The sequence below is a fragment of the Kribbella sp. NBC_00482 genome (genome assembly GCF_036013725.1).
GTDB lineage: Bacteria > Actinomycetota > Actinomycetes > Propionibacteriales > Kribbellaceae > Kribbella.
The window spans coordinates 7,798,642-7,815,404 of record NZ_CP107881.1 but is presented as its reverse complement, the minus strand read 5'-3'; the positions used below and the strand labels follow the sequence as shown (position 1 = coordinate 7,815,404).

Genomic DNA, 16,763 nt, shown 5'->3' with positions numbered 1-16,763 from the left:
GTGCCCGATCGCGCCGAGGAACCCGACATGTCCTGTCGAGCTGCAGAACAAGGCCGGGTATGCGATCTTCGTCGGCATGGGTTCGGGGTTGGAGTTGTGCCGCAGGTTCTACAGCGAGGTTGTCCGGCCGGTTGTCGGCGTGCCGCACAGTGCGGGGTTGCTGGGGCGTGGGTCGGAGGTGCTCGGGTACGACGACGCGATGTCGACCGATCACAACTGTGAAGCGCGCGTGGTGCTGTTCGTGGACGACGGGGTCGAGGTGGCGCCGGACGTTCCTGCGCAGTTCGAGGGGCGGGCGGCGTTTGTCGAGGTACACACGATCCGCGGGTATTTCCAGCAGCAGCTCGGCTGGGACGCCGTACGGGAGCCGACTGCTTCGGAATGGTTCACGTTTCCGGAGCACGTGCTGTTGATGATGACCGCGGGTGCGGTGTTCCACGACGACCTCGGCTTGCAGGACGTGCGGGATCGGCTCGCGTATTACCCGGACGACGTCTGGCGCTACCTGATGATCGCAGCCTGGTGGCGCGTGCATCCCGAGATGAACCTGGTCGGCCGGGCCGGGTACGTCGGGGACGAGCTCGGGTCGGCGCTGCTCGGCTCGCAGCTCGCGCAAGACCTGATGCGGTTGTGCTTCCTGATGGAGCGGCAGTACGCGCCGTACTCGAAGTGGTTCGGTACGGCGTTCGCCCGCCTGTCCTGCGGTCCGTCGATCGGTCCTCTATGCCGCGAGGTGTTGCGGTCGGAAACGTGGCAAGAACGCGAGAAAGCGCTCTCGGCGGTCTATCGGGCCGTGGGGGAGTTGCACAACCGGCTGGCGATCACCGCGCCGGTCGAGTTCGGCGTCGAGCGGATGTGGGGCCGGCCGTTCGAGGTCGTCTGGGGTGACTTCCCGGGAGCGCTCTCCGCCGCGATCCAGGACCATGAGGTACGCCGGATCGCGGACCGCTGGCCCGTAGGCGGGGTCGAGCAGGTTCGCGATGTCCTGCATCGCACCGGCGATCGCCGTCACCTGCTCGGGCTGCTCGACTCGCGGTAGAGCGCGATCAGCAGGTCGACGGCTGCCTGCGTCGCGGGATGCGGGTCCTCGCGATGCCAGATCAGGTGTACGTCGACCGGCGGAGCGTCCCGCAGCGGGCGGTAGACCACCCCGTCCCGCCGGTACTGCGTCGAGGTCGCCTCCGGCGTCACGCCGACGCACCGCCCGGACGCGATCGCGGCCAGCCAGTCGTCGACGTCCTGGGTGTGCTCGAGAAGCGGGCGAGCGCTCTCCGGCCAGAGATCGGCCGTGGTGCTCCCGGTACGACGGTCGATCACGAGCGTCCGGTCCCGGAGCTGATCGAGCGTCAGCGCCCGTTTACGAGCCAGCGGGTCGTCGGCGGGCAGCGCGCAGTACCGCCGTTCCTGGGTCAGCAACACGTGCCCGAATCGCCGCAGGTCCAACTGGCTGCGGATGACCGCGAGATCGCACAGGCCCTCGGCGAGCCCGCCGGTGGCGGTGTTGGTGCGGATCAGCTGCAGCTCGATACCGGGATGCTCAGCCGCCCACCGGCGCTGGAACTCGCGGGTGCGGCTCCCGAACGCCGACCAGGCGTGACCGACTCGCAGACGGGTGTGGCCGCTCGTCGCCTCACTCACGAGCTCGTCGATCTCCGCGAGGATGTGCCGCGCCCGCGCGAGTACCCGGACGCCGGCCGTGGTCGGGGTGAGTGAACGACTGGTCCGATGCAGCAGGCGCACGCCGAGTTCGCGTTCCAGGGCGAGCAGGTTGCGGGACACCGCGGCCTGCGAGATCCCGAGCTCGATCGCGGCGTCGGTGAACGTCCCCGAGTCGACGATCTCCACCAAGCACCGCAGCTGCCGGATATCCATGACTCCAGCGTATAGATCGGCCGCCCGCTGCATTTTGCGCAGGCCCGCGCCGGGCGGACTCTCGTGATCGTGAGGCGAGATCGGTTGGTCGGTGTGGTGATGATGCTCGGGAGCGGGCTGTCGACGCAGGTCGGTGCGTCGGTGGCGGCGCTCGCGTTCCCGGTGATCGGCCCGGCGGGCGTAGTGGCGATCCGGCAGTGGGTCGCCGCGATCGTGCTGCTCGCGATCGGGAGACCGCGGCTGCGGTCGATCACTGCGCCGCAATGGCGTCTGGTCGTCGGGCTGGCGGCGGTCTTCGCCGTGATGAACCTGTCCCTGTACACCGCGATCGACCGGGTTGGCCTGGGCCTGGGCGTCACGCTGGAGTTCCTGGGCCCGCTGGCCGTTGCGCTTCTGGCGTCACGGCGCGTGCTCGACCTGGCCTGTGCGCTCGTTGCTGCGCCCGCTGTCGTCCTGCTGGCCCGCCCGCAGGCAACGACGGACTACCTCGGGATCGGGCTCGGTCTGCTCGCCGCGCTGTGCTGGGCGTTCTACATCCTGCTCAACCGGAAGGTCGGTCAAGAGTTGCCGGGCGCAACCGGTTCGGCCGCGGCGGCAGCGTTGTCGGGCCTCGCGTACGTCCCGATCGGCGTGGTCGTGCTGCTGCATCACCCGCCGACCGTTGCCGCAGCGTCGTACGCGCTGGTGGCCGGCGTGCTCTCGTCGGCCGTGCCGTTCCTTGTCGATCTGCTCACGCTCCGGCGCGTTCCGGCGCAGTTCTTCGGCGTTTTCATGAGCGTGAATCCTGTACTGGCGGCGTTTGTCGGGCTGGTCGTTCTCGATCAGAAGCTCGCGATCCTCGACTGGGCGGCGATCCTGGTGATCGTGTCGGCCAACGCTGTCGCCATCACGTTCGGTGGCAAGAAATCCGGCGTACCTGAAAGTGGACTCGAACGACGACGCGGTAGATCACAACCCGGTTCCAGTCGGTCGGTGCGACGTTCTTCACGGCGTGCCGGAGCTCGCGGTGACCCCGGCGTTCGGAAAGGTGTCGGCGGACGGGGAGCCACGGTCTTCCCGCTTGACACAGTGAAGGAACACGATGCGGAAGCTGGCAGCCCTCGCGGCCGTTGTGACGATGAGTGTTGGCGCCCTGACGGCCTGCTCGGGCGGCGACTACTGCGGAGACCTGAAGGGCTACGTCGAGTCGGCGAAGAACCTGGACATCAAGGACTCCGACGCGGTCGGCAAGATGCTGGACCAGGCGAAGAAGGTCTCGAAGTCGGCGCCGAAGGACCTGCAGGACGACTGGAAGACTGTCATCGACTACGCCGAGAAGGCGCAGGACGCCAAGGGTGACACGAACAAGCTGATGGAGCTGGCCAAGTCCGACGGTTCCAAGATCCAGCCGGCGATGGACGCGATCACCAAGCAGGCGAAGGACACCTGCAAGATCGACCTGCCGGGTTCCGGTAGCTGACCTGCCGTTGGCGCAGCCTGGTGGGACGGCTCTGCCCGTTCCGTCCCACCAGCGCGTGCCCGCCCGATGGCGGTTTCGCCCGGTAGTCCCGCCTACCTGTAGCGTGAACGTCGTGAAGCGCTCTCTCGCCGTTCTCGCGACCATGGCCGCAACCGCAGGTGTGCTGACTGCCTGCACCGACGAGCAGGCGTACTGCGTGGACCTCGCCAAGTACGCCGCCAAGGCAGTCGACGTCGACCCGCAGAAGCCGGTCGACTACGTGAAGATCCTGGACGACGCGAAGAAGCTCCAGGAGTCCGCGCCGAAGGACGTGAAGGACGACTGGGGTGTCGTCGTCGCCTTCGCGGAGAAGGCCAAGACGGCCGGTACGGACGCCACGAAGCTGGCCGAACTGAGCAAGCAGACCGGCAGCGTGATGACGGCGTACAAGAACATCACCAGCCAGGCCAAGGACAGCTGCAAGGTCGACCTCCCGGCACTGAACTGATCAACTGATCGTTCCAATCGCCCGCTCGTCCCGCGACTCGGTTCCACCACCACCAGACCTCGGGCTGAACCCGTGTTAGGTTCCCTTGCGAAGCCATACAACGGGACAGGTGAAACGGTGCCACTTCCTTCTTTGACGCCGGAGCAGCGTGCGGCCGCTCTGGACAAGGCCGCGGCGGCGCGGCGTGAACGAGCCGAGATCAAGAACCGGATCCGGCACTCGGGAGCGTCTCCGACGGAGGTGCTCCACGAGGGGCAGAAGAACGACGTCATCGGCAAGATGCGGGTCAGCCAGCTGCTGCAGTGCATCCCGGGCGTCGGCAAGGTCCGCGCTCAGCAGATCATGACGCGCGCGGGGATCTCGGAGACGCGGCGGGTGCGTGGCCTCGGCTCCAACCAGATCGCCGCGCTCGAGCGCGAATTCGCCGAGTGAGCCAGACATTGACCGGTTCGTTGGACACTGGTGTGACGATGACAACGAACCCTGGTGACGCCCCGGCCCGGCTGACGGTGCTGGCCGGCCCGACCGCGGTCGGTAAGGGAACCGTCGCGGCAGACATCCGCGAGCGGTTCCCGGAGATCTGGATCTCGGTGTCCGCGACCACCCGCAAGCCGCGGCCGAACGAGGTGCACGGCGTGCACTACCTGTTCGTCTCGGACGCCGAGTTCGACCGGATGATCGCCGACGGCGAGTTGCTGGAGTGGGCGGTGGTGCACAAGGCGGCCCGCTACGGGACGCCGCGGCAGCCGGTGCTCGACAAGCTCGCCGCGGGCCGGCCGGCCCTGCTGGAGATCGATCTGCAGGGAGCGCGCCAGGTCCGGGCGTCGATGCCGGAGGCACAGTTCGTCTTCCTGGCCCCGCCGAGCTGGGACGAACTGGTACGTCGGCTGCTGTACCGCGGCACCGAGACGCCGGAGGAGCGGGAGCAGCGGCTGGAGACCGCGACCGTCGAACTGGCGGCCGAGAAGGAGTTCGACGTGACGATCGTCAACGCCTCGGTTCGGGAAGCCGCCGATCAGTTGGTAAAGTTGATTCGATCACCCCACATCTCTGGAAAGGCCTGACCTTGTCTGGCAACCAGCCTGTCGCCATCGGCATCACGTCCCCGCCGATCGACGACCTGCTCACCCGCACCGACTCCAAGTACAAGCTGGTGCTGTACTCGGCCAAGCGCGCGCGGCAGATCAACGCCTACTACTCACAGCTCGGCGAGGGCCTGCTGGAGTACGTCGGACCGCTGGTCGAGACGCACGTCCAGGAGAAGCCGCTGTCGATCGCGATGCGCGAGATCAACGAGGGCGTGCTGACCTGCACCGACATCGACCCCGAGGCCGAGGCGGAAGCCGCTGCCGCGGAGAAGTCCGAGTAGTCACCTAGAACAGACGACCGGGAACGGAGTCCGCACAAGATGTCCGCAACCGGTGACCAGACCCCCGAAGCCACGAGCGCTCCGGGGGCTGACGTCGTTCCCAAGCACAAGCCCAACGTGGTGCTGGGCGTCGGCGGCGGCATCGCGGCGTACAAGGTCTGTGATCTGCTCCGCCGGCTGACCGAGTCCGGGCACAGCGTGCGCGTGGTGCCGACGGCGGCCGCGCTGGAGTTCGTCGGCGCGGCGACCTGGGCGGCACTTTCCGGGCAGCCGGTGACCGCCGATCCGTTCGACAACGTGCAAGAGGTGCCGCACGTCCGGATCGGCAAGGCGGCCGAGCTGGTCGTGGTGGCGCCCGCGACTGCCAACCTGATCGCCAAGGCCGCCCACGGGCTGGCCGACGACCTGCTCACGAACACCCTGCTCACCGCGCGTTGCCCGATCCTGTTCGCGGCCGCGATGCACACCGAGATGTGGGAGCACCCGGCGACCCAGGCGAACGTCGCGACGCTGCGTTCCCGCGGGATCACGGTCCTCGAGCCTGCGGTCGGGCGCCTGACGGGCACCGACACCGGCCGCGGCCGGCTACCGGAGCCGTCGGAGATCTTCGCGATCAGCCAGCTGATGCTCGCCGACGAGGCCGCCCGCGCGGCCGGCCAGTCGGTCGCCGACCTCACCGGCAAGCACGTGCTGATCAGCGCGGGCGGGACGCGTGAGCACCTCGACCCCGTGCGGTACCTGGGCAACTCGTCGTCCGGCAAGCAGGGCTACGCCCTCGCCCGGATCGCGGCCGCCCGCGGCGCCAAGGTCACCCTGGTCGCGGCGAACTCCGAACTGCCCGACCCGGCCGGCGTCCAGGTCGTCCCGGTCACCAGCACCCGCGACCTGTACGACGAGATCACCGGGCGCGCCGCCGACGCGGACGCGATCGTGATGGCCGCCGCCCCGGCTGACTTCCGGCCGGCCGACGTCGCCGAGCACAAGATCAAGAAGACCGCCGACGGCTCGGTGCCCGCGGTCAGCCTCGTGCAGAACCCGGACATCCTGCAGACGATCTCGCACGACCGGTCGCGCACCGATCAGGTCATCGTCGGGTTCGCCGCCGAGACCGGCGACGCCGACCACACCGTCCTCGAGCTCGGCCGCGCCAAGCTGGAACGTAAGGGCTGCGACCTGCTGGTCGTCAACGACGTCTCCGGCGGCAAGGTCTTCGGCAGCGACCTCAATGAGGCCGTCATCCTCGACCGCGCCGGCAGCGCCCTCCACGTCCCTTCCGGCAGCAAAGACGCCCTCGCCGGCGTTATCTGGAACCTCGTCGCCACCCACTGGGCCTGACCTGTGCTGACTGTCCGGCCGGCGACCGATGCCGACGTACCGGGCATCCTCGAGCTGGCCGGTGAGGTCGAGCACTGGTTCGGCCCGATGGTCGCCGTGCCGGGCTTTCATCGGGCACTCCACAAGCACATCGCCGACGACCGGGCGCTGGTGGCTTCGGATGCGGATCAGTTGGTCGGAGGGGTGCTGTTCGGTGGGGACGCACCGCGGTTCGCGGTGCATTGGCTGGTCGTCTCCGAGCGCGTTCGAGGCCAAGGCGCCGGACGGCAGTTGATGGACGCGGCGATGGACCGGCTTACTGCGGGCCGGGGGCTTGCCGAGGGGGACGTTGTCGACGTCGTCACGTTCGGCGCGGATCATCCGGGGGCGGTGACCAGTGGGGCGCGCGCGTTCTACGAGCGGCTCGGGTTCGTGCCGGCCGAGACCGCGGAGAATGGTCCGGAGGGTGGTTCACGGCAGGTCTTTCGCTATCAGCGGTAGTGGTGCGCGCATCGAGATGCTGGTGATGCCGTAGGTGAAGCCGAGGTGTTCGTTGAGGCGGCGCATCGCGTCGTTGCCGCGTTGCGTCCAGGTGTAGATCTCGGTGATTCCGTGGTCGGCGGCCCACGCCATGCTGGTGCGCTTGAGCGTTGCGGCGACCGATTTGCCGCGCCATTCCCGGCGTACGGCGGTGTAGGCGACCTCCGCGCGCTCCGGGCGATCGGAGTCGAGCATCAGCCCCGCGACACCGATCGCCTCGTCACCGGCGACGGCCACGAACATCGCGGCCGGGTCGTTGATCCATTCCTTCGCCCAGTCGTCCTCGGAGACCTTCAGCGCGACCGGGTGGTCCATGTCCGGGAAGGTCGGCAGCGCGACCTGGTGATAGGCCGCCGCCCACAGCTCCGGACGTTCGGCGACCGAGACGATCGTGTACTCCGTCGGCGCTACCGGCTGCGGTTCGTCGCCGATCGTCCGCAATTGTTCGACCTCCCGATTCCTCTCCACGAAGCCGAACCGCTCAGCGAACAGCCTGGACCCGTCGTCGTCGACAGTGGCCCCTGCAGTGTCGTAGCCCTGGGCAACCGCATGGTCGGCGAGCACCCGGAGCAGACCTGTCCCCACGCCGCGCCGGCGGAAGTCCGGGTGGACGCGCGCTGCCAACGCCGCCCGCTCGCCGTCGCCGGAGCGATCCGCGTGTCCGCTGCCGACCACCTCGCCGTTGATCTCCGCCAGGAGCATCAGACGGCCGGGGCGTTCGAGGTCGCGGAGCTCGGCGACGGTCGGGCAGCGCTCGTACGGCAGCACCGCGATCCGCACCGCGCGCCAGGCTTCGTAGTCGGCGTCGGTGATCGCAGTCCGGATGCTCGTAGTCATGACGTCAGCTTGCCTCAGCTTGCTGCGAAGGGCTCCAGATTTTGCGGGCTTAGAGGTCAAAAGCTGTCCGCTTTGACTCCTAGGCTGAGGGTATGGAGATCACCTGGGCGGCTGTGGTTGCGCGGCGGATGCGGCGGCACTTTCTGAGCGAAGCCGCGGAGACGCCGGGGGATGCCGTGCGGGCGATGTGTGGGGCGCATGCGCAGATCGCGGCGGCGGGGGAGGTGTCCGTGGCGCTGCGCGTCGACGGGGCGAACCGTGAATCGGTGCAGCGCGACGAAGGCCTGGTGAAGACGTTCGGTCCGCGTGGGACTGTGCACCTGCTGCCGCTCGACGACCTGCCGATGTGGACCGGTGCGTTGTCCGCGCTGCCGGCCGGCGGACAGCAGCCGGAACCGATCCGGATGACGCCGGATGAGCTCGACCAGGTCGTCGCCGCGATCGGTGAGGCCCTCGCCAACGACGACCTGACCGTCGACGAGCTCACGGAGGAAGTCGTACGGCGTACCGGTGAATGGGCCCGGACGCCGACGATCCCGGCGTTCCAGGGCGCCTGGGCCCGCTGGCGGCAGGCGGTCCACGTCGCCGCGCACGCCGGCGTCCTCTGCCACGGGCCGATGCGCGGCCGGCTCACGACGTACTCGAATCCGCACCGGCTCCGCCCGTTCGACCCGATGCCCGCGGAGAAAGCGCTCACCGAACTCCTGCACCGGTACCTCTACTCCTACGGGCCCGCGACCCCGCAGCAGTTCGCCCGGTGGCTCAAGGCCACGCCGACCATGGTGAAGCCGTACTTCGACCAACTGCCGCAGGTCGAGCTCAACGGTCAGACCGCCTGGGTCGCTCCCGGCGACGACGAGTTCCCCGACGAGCGCGCGGAGGGCGTCCGGCTGCTGCCGTACTTCGACGCGTACGGCGTCGGCAGCTTCCCGCGCGAACTGCTCTTTCCGGGTAAGGCGTTCGACCGGGCGACCGCCCGCGGCCAGGCCGGCAACTATCCGCTGCTCCTCGTCGACGGCATCGTGGCCGGCGTCTGGCACCAGAAGAAGACCGGTAAGAAGCTGCACGTCACCGTCGAGGCCCTGACCCCGCTGAACCGGCGCCGACGCACGCTGCTGGACGTCGAGGCGGACCGGTTGGCTGCGATCCTTGATTGTGCGCCGTCGCTCACACTCGGCGACGTGACGGTCGGCGCGCACGCCTGAACCGGTACCGCCGGTCCAGAATATGATCACTAATCTCGTATCTTGGATGAATTCGGAGCGTCACCGGGACGCGGGCGGAAACTGCTGGCATACTTCCCAAGATGCATCGCCAACCGCCGGTGCATGGGGGGATCGTGCGGCTGTGCCAACGCGCAACCGGGCGGCACAAGAGGAATCCGAGGGAGAACTGTGGCGAGGCGCCTTTTCACGTCCGAGTCCGTGACCGAAGGTCACCCGGACAAGATCGCTGATCAGATCAGCGACTCCATCCTCGACGCATTGCTGGCCGAGGACCCGAAGAGCCGGGTCGCGGTCGAGACCCTGATCACCACGGGTCTGGTCGTCGTTGCGGGTGAGGTCACCACGACGGCGTACGTCGACATTCCGGGGATCGTGCGTGCGCGCATCCTGGAGATCGGCTACGACTCGTCCCTGAAGGGTTTCGACGGCGCGTCCTGTGGGGTGCAGGTCGCCATCGGGAGCCAGTCCCCGGACATCGCGCAGGGTGTCGACACGGCGTACGAGACGCGTTCGGACGCGTCCAAGGACGAACTGGACCTGCAGGGGGCAGGCGACCAGGGACTGATGTTCGGCTACGCGTCCAACGAGACGCCGGAGCTGATGCCGCTGCCGATCACCATCGCGCACCGGCTGTCCGAGCGGCTCGCCGAGGTGCGCAAGAACGGCACCCTGGCGTACCTGCGGCCGGACGGCAAGACCCAGGTCACGGTCGAGTACGACGATGACAAGGCGGTCCGGATCGACACCGTGGTGGTGTCCAGCCAGCACGCGGCGGACATCAACCTGGAGACGATGTTGCAGCCGGACATCAAGAAGCACGTCGTCGACCCGGTGCTCGAGCAGTTCGACATCGATGCGACCGACTACAAACTGCTGGTGAACCCGACCGGCCGGTTCGAGATCGGCGGCCCGATGGGCGACGCCGGGCTGACCGGGCGGAAGATCATCATCGACACCTACGGCGGTATGGCGCGGCACGGCGGCGGCGCGTTCTCCGGCAAGGACCCGTCCAAGGTGGACCGCTCGGCGGCGTACGCGATGCGCTGGGTGGCGAAGAACATCGTCGCGGCCGGGCTCGCGGACCGGGTCGAGTGCCAGGTCGCGTACGCGATCGGCAAGGCCGCGCCGGTCGGCTTCTACGTCGACACGTTCGGCACCGAGAAGGTCGCGGTGGACAAGATCGCCGCCGCGGTCCGCGAGGTCTTCGACCTGCGGCCGGCCGCGATCATCCGGGACCTGGAGCTGCTCCGGCCGATCTACGCCCAGACCGCGCGGAACGGCCACTTCGGCCGCACCGGCGAAGGCTTCACCTGGGAGCGCACGGACCGCGTCGAGGCCCTCAAGGCCGCGGTCAGCAAGTAAGCACTACTCGGCCCGGCTGCCTTTCACGGCAGCCGGGCCTTGGTTTGTCCACAGGTCGGCAGTCGGCCTCCGACGGAGTGTCGTCGTTGCCGACTAGAGTTTCCCGGTGACATCGAACGGAGACTCGCCGGAGCAGCTGACGCTGTTGCGCGACACCGTTCGCAAGTCGCGCACCAAGGAACCGGCCGAGATCACGACGACGTTGCCGGTGGCCCGGATCGCGGTCGATGTCTCGCTCCCGCATCTGGACCGGCCGTTCGACTACCTGGTGCCTGACGACCTGGCCGCGGCCGCGCAACCCGGTGCGCGGGTGAAGGTGCGGTTCGCCGGCAAGGACCTCGACGGGTTCGTGCTGGAGCGGCTCGACGAGTCGGACCACGACGGCAAGCTGGTCCGGCTCCGCAAGGTCGTTTCGCCCGAGCAGGTGCTGACGCCGGAGATCGCGGACCTCTGCCGCGACGTCGCCGATCGGTACGCCGGGGTGCTCGCGGACGTCACGCGGCTCGCGGTGCCGCCGCGGCACGCGAAGGTCGAGGGCGAGGCGCTGCGCTGCGATCAGCCGCCGCGTCCGCCGGTGTCGACGTCCCGCTCGGAGTGGTCGCCGTACCCTCCTGGCTTTCTGGACGCGGTCGCCAGGGGAGAGGCGCCGCGCGCGGTCTGGACCGCCGTGCCGGGCGCCGATTGGCCGCTGGCGTTCGCGCAGGCTGCGGCCGTCTGCGCCGCGTCCGGCCGCGGCGCCCTGCTCCTTGCCCCGGACGCCCGTGACCTCGAGCGGCTCGCGGCCGCGTGCAGCGAGGTGCTGGGGGAGTCCGGGTTCGTCACGTTGTCCGCGGATCTGGGGCCGACGGCTCGCTATCGCGCGTTCCTGTCCGCGTTGCACGGCCGTGCGCGGGTGGTGATCGGGACGCGGGCGGCGGCGTTCGCTCCGGTGGCGGATCTCGGGCTGGTGGCGATGTGGGACGACGGCGACGAGTCGTACGCCGAGCCCCGTGCGCCGTACCCGAATGCCCGGGAAGTCCTGCTGCTACGGGCGTTCCGGCAGAAGTGCGCGGCGTTGCTCGGTGGGTTTGCGCGGTCCGCGGAGGCAGCGGCTCTGGTGGAGTCCGGGTTCGCGCATGAGCTGATCGCGGACCGGAAGGTGACCCGGGCGGCGGCGCCGTCGGTGCACATCGCGGGGGAGTCGGACATCGACCTGGCGCGTGATCCGTCGGCGCGCGCGGCGCGGTTGCCGTCCAGGGCGTTCGAGATCGCGCGCGAAGGCCTGCGGACCGGGCCGGTGTTGGTGCAGGTGCCGCGGGCGGGGTATTTGCCGAGTTTGGTGTGCCAGACGTGCCGGGCGCCTTCGCGGTGCTCCACGTGTGGCGGGACGTTGCGTCGTACCGGGGGATCCGGGCCGCCGAGCTGCAGCATGTGCGGCCGGCCCGCGGCGGATCATCGGTGCCCGGAGTGCGGGGACACCCGGATGCGCGCGGCGATCATCGGCGCACGTCGTACGGCGGAAGAACTCGGGCGCGCGTTCCCCGGGGTCGTTGTCCGTACGTCGGGCGGGGACAACATGCTCGACGTCGTACCGGACGCGCCGGCGTTGATCGTCAGCACGCCGGGCGCCGAGCCGGTCGCCGAGGGCGGGTACAGCGCGGCGCTGCTCCTCGACACCTGGCTGATGCTGGCTCGCCCCGATCTGCGGGCCTCCGAGGAAGCGGTACGCCGCTGGTTCAACGCGGCTGCCCTGGTCCGCCCGGCAAGCTCCGGCGGGATGGTGATCCTGGTAGGCGACCCGTCCGCGCTGCCGCTGCAGGCGATCGTGCGGTGGAGCCCGGAGGGGTACGCCGCCCGCGAGATCGAGGAACGCCGTACCGCCCGCCTCGCCCCGGCCGCCAAACTCGCCGAGCTCACCGGCCCGGCCGAATCCGTCAACGACCTCGTCACCCGCCTCCGCGACCTGATGCCGCCGTCCGCCGGTCTCGAGGTGCTCGGCCCGGTCGACCTCGACGAGGACACCGTCCGAGCCGTGGTGCGCACCCCCCGCGCCCACGGCACGACCCTCGTCCGCTCCCTCAAGGAATCCCAGTCGGCCCGCACCACCAAGAAGAACCCCGGCACAGTCCGAATCCAGGTTGACCCACCCAGCTTCGGCTAGGCCGCCGCGCGTCGGTCGCGGCCAGGAATTGGTGCCGCAAACAGGAACTGGTGGCGCGACACAGGGTCATTCGGCTTCGTTGGAGGCGTGGGTCGGCTGGGCCGCGGGCCGTGTGACAGGTTCTGGTGGGCTCGCACCTGATATTCGCTGTCCGCAGCACCCGGAGGGTGTCGCTTCCCCCGGCAACCGGCTGACCGCGCTTACGGGTAGCCGCAGTCCGCCGGAAACTGCATCTCGACAGTACGTATACTTCTGCTACCTGCCACCCCGCACCGGGCAGTAGTCCGGATCGCCGGTCAGTGGACGTATACGTACTGTCGACCTTGCACAGAAATCCGCAGCACAGCCGCCCGAGCCCTGACCCGGCGCACCCACGCCCAATGCCCGGGGCCGGTGACGTCGGCGGGGCGATCGGGGACGCTGGCTGGTGACTTCAGGTGGGTAGCAGTCCCCAGTTCCCAGACCTGGCGACCCTCGGAGTGGGATGGGGATGGTGGTTGGTAGGAGGGCTTTCCTGTGATGACGCCAGAAACCCTCCAGTGAGGTGCTGGAAACTCTCCACCATGCCAGCCGGGCTGGCGAGCCGGAGTCGAAGCGATCAGGCGGAGGTGGCGAGGGGCGTTGCGGCGGCGAGCAACTGGTGGCCCAGCGAGGTGCGGTAGTAGAGGACCGTGCGGCCGTCGCGGCGGGACGTCACTACGCCGGCATTGCGGAGGATGCTGAGGTGGACGCTGAGGGTGGGTGCCGTGACGCCTAGCTGGTGGGCCAGATGCGTTGTGGACATGGGCAGATCGAGGTGGCTGACGATCGCGGCTCTCGTGCGGCCGACCAGGTCGGCGAGCGGGGAGTCCGTGGTGTCCTGACGGTCCTCCCACAAGCGGCCGAGGCCGCGCGGCGGGTACGTGATGGTCGGCACGTGCGGCGCGCCTGTGACGGCGAGCCCGGCCGGCCAGGTGAACACGCACGGCACCAGCAGCAGGCCCTGTCCGGTCATCGGTTCGCCGTCGCAGCAGAACGGCCGATCGATCTCGATGCGGTCGTCGGCGTACTTGATCGACGGATGCAGGTTGCGGAACAGCCGCTCGATCCCGCCACTCGCCAGTTCGTCCAGCCGGAACGCGAGATCCTCCTGCAGCAGCGACCGCATCCGCCGCCAGTCGGGCTCGATCGCCCGTCGCCAGTACGTCTCCAGCGCCTCGGTGATCACGTCCAGCGCCTTCGCCGGGTGTGCCATCAGCTCAGAAAGCACCGGGTCCGGGTTCTCCGCGTGCAGCTTCGTGAGCTCGTCGGCGACCAGGTCGTGCGGTGTCGCGGCGATCGCGGCGAGGCCCGACTCCAGGCTCGTCGACCGGCGCGGCGGGGCCGGGGTCAGGAAGTCCGGGATATAGCCGGACGACGGAATGAGGGCCCTGAGCAACGTCAGGTCGTCGCCCTCGATCGTCGGCCGGACCTTCTGCAGCCACGGCCCGTGCACGCTGCGCGCGGTGTTGTTGCTCAGCGCCCGCACACTCGTCACGGCCTCCCACACCGGCGACAGCGCGAACCGGATCCGCCCGATGTCCCCGGCGTTCAGCCTGATCGTGATCACCCGGCTAGATTAGCCCTGAGCCTAATCGTCGACAAGGCCGCGGCGAGCCCGGACAGTTGACCCATGAGCGCAATCGCCGTCGGCAAGCCCACGCCCACCGCACTGCCGCGGGCCTTCTGGGCGTTGTGGGTGTGCCAGCTGGTCAACCGGCTCGGCAGCTTCGTGCAACCGTTCCTCGTCCTGTACCTGACCCACGACCGGCACCTCTCCGCGGGTACGGCGGGAGCTGTCGCGGCCGCCGTCGGCGCCGGAACTGTCTGCGCGCAACTCGTCGGCGGCTGGCTGTCCGACCGGGCCGGACGCCGTGTGACGATGCTGATCTGCTTCTTCGGCACCGGCGCCGCGCTGATCCTGCTCGGGTCCGCACGGTCGATGGCGCTGATCTGGGTGGCTGCCTTCCTCGTCGGCCTGCTGGGCGACCTGTTCCGCCCGGCCGTTCAGGCAACGGTCGCGGATCTGCTGCAGCCGACCGAGCGGGTCCGCGCGTACGGCCTCCTGTTCTGGGCGATCAACCTCGGCTTCTCCGTCTCGACAGTCAGCGCCGGTGTACTCGCGTCCTTCGGCTACGGCCTGCTGTTCTGGGTGAACGCCGCCACGTCGGTGATCGCCGGTCTGGTCATCTGGATGATGGTGCCGGAGAGCCGCCCGGCGCCCGAAGAGAACTCGGTCGGCCGATCGCTGCTGCCGGTGGTCGCGCGTGACACGGTGTTCCTGCTGATGGTCCTGATCCAGATCGGCTACGCGACCATCTACATGCAGGGCTATTCGACCCTGCCGCTGGCGATGGCGGGGGACGGTCTGTCCTCCCGGACGTACGGGCTCGTGATCGCGCTCAACGGCGTGGTGATCGTGCTCGCCCAGCCGTTCCTCGGCCGGTGGATGGCCAAGCTCGACCGGCCGAAACTGCTTGCCTCGTCGATGCTGGTGGTCGGGCTCGGGTTCGGTCTGGGAGCGTTCGTGCACACCTGGTGGGGATACGGGATGTCGGTCGTGGTGTGGACGCTCGGAGAGATCGGGTTCGCCGCGGTCATCGGCGCGGTGTTCGCCGACCTCGCGCCGATCGACCTGCGCGGTCGCTACATGGGTCTGTCCGGTATGGCGTTCGGCGTCGGCACGGTGATCGGGCCGCTGGCCGGCACCAACGCCCTCGAGCACCTCGGGCCGACCGCGACCTGGCTCGGCTGCGCCGTTCTCGGTGTCGCGATCTTCATCGGCCAGTACGCACTGGCTCCGGCGTTGCACGCCCGCGCCGAGTCGAACGCGGCGAACGCATGAGGTGAGCGGTCGCGACCGTCACCGCGATGACCGCGACCGCCACCCACACCGCGCGATCGATCGTCGCCGGGTGCCGCAGGAAGATCGTGCCGAACACCGCGACGCCCAGCGTTCCGCCGAACTGCTGGACCGCGTTGAGCAGCCCAGCAGCTGAGCCCGTTTCGTGGGGAGCTACCCGATGCAATGCCTCCGTGAAGAACGCGGTCGTGAACAGTCCGACGCCGACTCCACCGGCAGCGAGTGCGGGCAGGAGCGCGTACGGCGCGATCGCGAGGCCGAGGAGCAGTACGCCGAGTCCGACGTACATCAAGCGGGATCCGAGCCGCGAGACGAGCCACTGGCCGGCGACGAGTGAGGCGATGCCGGTGGCCGCGGACCATGGCAGCAACGCGAGGCTCGAGCGCATCACGCTGTGGTGCAGGGTCAGCTGCTGATGCAGTACGACGACCAGCGTCAGGCCACTCATCACCGCGAAGAACAACGTCGACGTGACGAGCGCCGGTGCGAACCCGCGGTGTGCGAACAGGCTCACCTCGATCAGTCGGCCGTCCTTTCGCAGCAAGCACAGTCCGAGCAGCACGACTCCGGCCGCCAGCAGGTACCAGTCGCGTGATTGCAGGATCGGGTAGACGACGAGCGCTGTACCGCCGGTGAGCAACAGCGTTCCGAGGATGTCGATGCGTGGCGGTTGTGGAGATGCGGACTCGGGCAGCAGGTGCGACAGGGCGAGTACGCCGATGCCGAGGGGGACGTTCACCAGGAAGACGACTCGCCACGAGCTCGCCTCGGTGATGAACCCGCCCAGCAGCGGACCCGAGATGCCGGCCAGGCCCATTACCGGACCGATCGCGCCGAGCGCCTTCGAGAGAGCGCTCCCCGTGAAGCTCGACCTGATCAGGCCGATGGTCTGCGGGATCACCAGGGCTGCCGCGGCACCTTGGACCGCACGGAACCCGATCAGCTCGCCGGGCGCCGTCGCGAGTGCGCAGGCCGCCGAGGTCAGCACGAAGACCGTCACGCCGACGCGGAACATCCGCTGCCGGCCGAAGCGGTCGCCGAGCCGGCCGCCGGTGATCAGCAGGGCCGCGAACGGCAGCGTGTACGCCGCGCTGAACCAGGGGATGTCCGCGGTCCGGCCGCCGAGTTCCGTGTGGATCACCGGCGCCGCGACCTGGACGATCGTCGCGTCGAGCAGGTTCATGGCCTCGGCGACCAGGAGTGCGATCAGGCCGATCCATCGTTTGTTCGTCATAGCGTCACCATCGGCGAGGGGCGGGTGATCTTCCACTCAGCG

General features: G+C 69.1%; 17 protein-coding genes. 13 read left to right on the top strand and 4 right to left on the bottom strand.

Annotation, left to right across the window (positions count from 1 at the left end; translation table 11 throughout):
• Positions 1–76: 76 nt before the first annotated feature.
• Positions 77–1,039 (top strand): DUF4037 domain-containing protein, encoded by a 963-nt coding sequence (locus tag OHB24_RS37705; RefSeq protein ID WP_327635715.1) that lies wholly within the window; start codon positions 77–79, stop codon positions 1,037–1,039.
• Here the strand turns inward: OHB24_RS37705 and OHB24_RS37700 are convergent.
• Entirely contained in the window at positions 1,009–1,872 is an 864-nt protein-coding gene (locus OHB24_RS37700) for a LysR family transcriptional regulator (protein WP_327635714.1), read from the bottom strand. The genes OHB24_RS37705 and OHB24_RS37700 overlap by 31 nt on opposite strands.
• A gap of 69 nt (positions 1,873–1,941) precedes the next feature.
• On the opposite strand from OHB24_RS37700, the gene OHB24_RS37695 reads away from it, so the two are divergent.
• The 8 genes from OHB24_RS37695 (at position 1,942) to OHB24_RS37660 (ending at position 7,002) form a co-directional block, all read left to right on the top strand.
• The gene (locus OHB24_RS37695) at positions 1,942–3,210 is read left to right on the top strand and encodes an EamA family transporter (RefSeq protein ID WP_327635713.1); all 1,269 of its coding nucleotides are present in this window, start codon (positions 1,942–1,944) and stop codon (positions 3,208–3,210) included.
• Positions 3,104–3,331, top strand: a complete 228-nt coding sequence (locus tag OHB24_RS37690) for a hypothetical protein (protein ID WP_327635712.1) — start codon at positions 3,104–3,106, stop codon at positions 3,329–3,331. Before OHB24_RS37695 ends, OHB24_RS37690 begins: the two co-directional genes overlap by 107 nt.
• 112 nt (positions 3,332–3,443) lie before the next feature.
• The gene (locus OHB24_RS37685) at positions 3,444–3,818 is read left to right on the top strand and encodes a hypothetical protein (protein ID WP_327635711.1); all 375 of its coding nucleotides are present in this window, start codon (positions 3,444–3,446) and stop codon (positions 3,816–3,818) included.
• 117 nt (positions 3,819–3,935) lie between these two features.
• Complete coding sequence (mihF, locus tag OHB24_RS37680; protein ID WP_327635710.1) at positions 3,936–4,250, top strand: integration host factor, actinobacterial type; 315 nt, start codon at positions 3,936–3,938, stop codon at positions 4,248–4,250.
• Between the two features lie 38 nt (positions 4,251–4,288).
• On the top strand, positions 4,289–4,882 hold the full coding sequence (gene gmk, locus OHB24_RS37675; protein ID WP_327635709.1) for a guanylate kinase: 594 nt from the start codon (positions 4,289–4,291) through the stop codon (positions 4,880–4,882).
• 2 nt (positions 4,883–4,884) lie between these two features.
• Entirely contained in the window at positions 4,885–5,187 is a 303-nt protein-coding gene (rpoZ, locus tag OHB24_RS37670) for a DNA-directed RNA polymerase subunit omega (RefSeq protein WP_130388473.1), read from the top strand.
• Between the two features lie 39 nt (positions 5,188–5,226).
• A complete protein-coding gene (gene coaBC / locus OHB24_RS37665; RefSeq protein ID WP_327635708.1) occupies positions 5,227–6,522 on the top strand; it encodes a bifunctional phosphopantothenoylcysteine decarboxylase/phosphopantothenate--cysteine ligase CoaBC in 1,296 nt (431 codons plus the stop codon).
• A gap of 3 nt (positions 6,523–6,525) precedes the next feature.
• Positions 6,526–7,002, top strand: coding sequence for a GNAT family N-acetyltransferase (locus OHB24_RS37660; RefSeq protein ID WP_327635707.1), 477 nt, complete (start codon positions 6,526–6,528; stop codon positions 7,000–7,002).
• Here OHB24_RS37660 and OHB24_RS37655 read toward each other — a convergent pair.
• Positions 6,973–7,878, bottom strand: a complete 906-nt coding sequence (locus tag OHB24_RS37655; protein WP_327635705.1) for a GNAT family N-acetyltransferase — start codon at positions 7,876–7,878, stop codon at positions 6,973–6,975. The two genes, OHB24_RS37660 and OHB24_RS37655, sit on opposite strands and share 30 nt — an antisense overlap.
• A 92-nt stretch (positions 7,879–7,970) precedes the next feature.
• Between OHB24_RS37655 and OHB24_RS37650 the strand changes: the two genes are divergently transcribed.
• The 3 genes from OHB24_RS37650 to OHB24_RS37640 all read left to right on the top strand — a co-directional run bounded on the left by OHB24_RS37650 (position 7,971) and on the right by OHB24_RS37640 (position 12,606).
• Positions 7,971–9,083, top strand: coding sequence for a winged helix DNA-binding domain-containing protein (locus OHB24_RS37650; RefSeq protein WP_327635703.1), 1,113 nt, complete (start codon positions 7,971–7,973; stop codon positions 9,081–9,083).
• A 189-nt stretch (positions 9,084–9,272) separates the two neighbouring features.
• The gene (gene metK / locus OHB24_RS37645; protein ID WP_131339323.1) at positions 9,273–10,466 is read left to right on the top strand and encodes a methionine adenosyltransferase; all 1,194 of its coding nucleotides are present in this window, start codon (positions 9,273–9,275) and stop codon (positions 10,464–10,466) included.
• A gap of 106 nt (positions 10,467–10,572) precedes the next feature.
• Positions 10,573–12,606 (top strand): primosomal protein N', encoded by a 2,034-nt coding sequence (locus OHB24_RS37640; RefSeq protein ID WP_327635702.1) that lies wholly within the window; start codon positions 10,573–10,575, stop codon positions 12,604–12,606.
• 598 nt (positions 12,607–13,204) lie between these two features.
• Here the strand turns inward: OHB24_RS37640 and OHB24_RS37635 are convergent.
• Positions 13,205–14,194 carry an ArsR/SmtB family transcription factor gene (locus OHB24_RS37635; RefSeq protein WP_327635701.1) on the bottom strand — a complete coding sequence of 330 codons (990 nt, stop codon included), beginning with the start codon at positions 14,192–14,194 and terminating at the stop codon, positions 13,205–13,207.
• A gap of 63 nt (positions 14,195–14,257) precedes the next feature.
• Here OHB24_RS37635 and OHB24_RS37630 point away from each other — a divergent pair, with 63 nt between their 5' ends.
• Complete coding sequence (locus OHB24_RS37630) at positions 14,258–15,469, top strand: MDR family MFS transporter (protein WP_327635700.1); 1,212 nt, start codon at positions 14,258–14,260, stop codon at positions 15,467–15,469.
• Here OHB24_RS37630 and OHB24_RS37625 read toward each other — a convergent pair.
• Positions 15,402–16,721, bottom strand: a complete 1,320-nt coding sequence (locus tag OHB24_RS37625) for an MFS transporter (RefSeq protein ID WP_327635699.1) — start codon at positions 16,719–16,721, stop codon at positions 15,402–15,404. The two genes, OHB24_RS37630 and OHB24_RS37625, sit on opposite strands and share 68 nt — an antisense overlap.
• Positions 16,722–16,763: the final 42 nt, after the last annotated feature.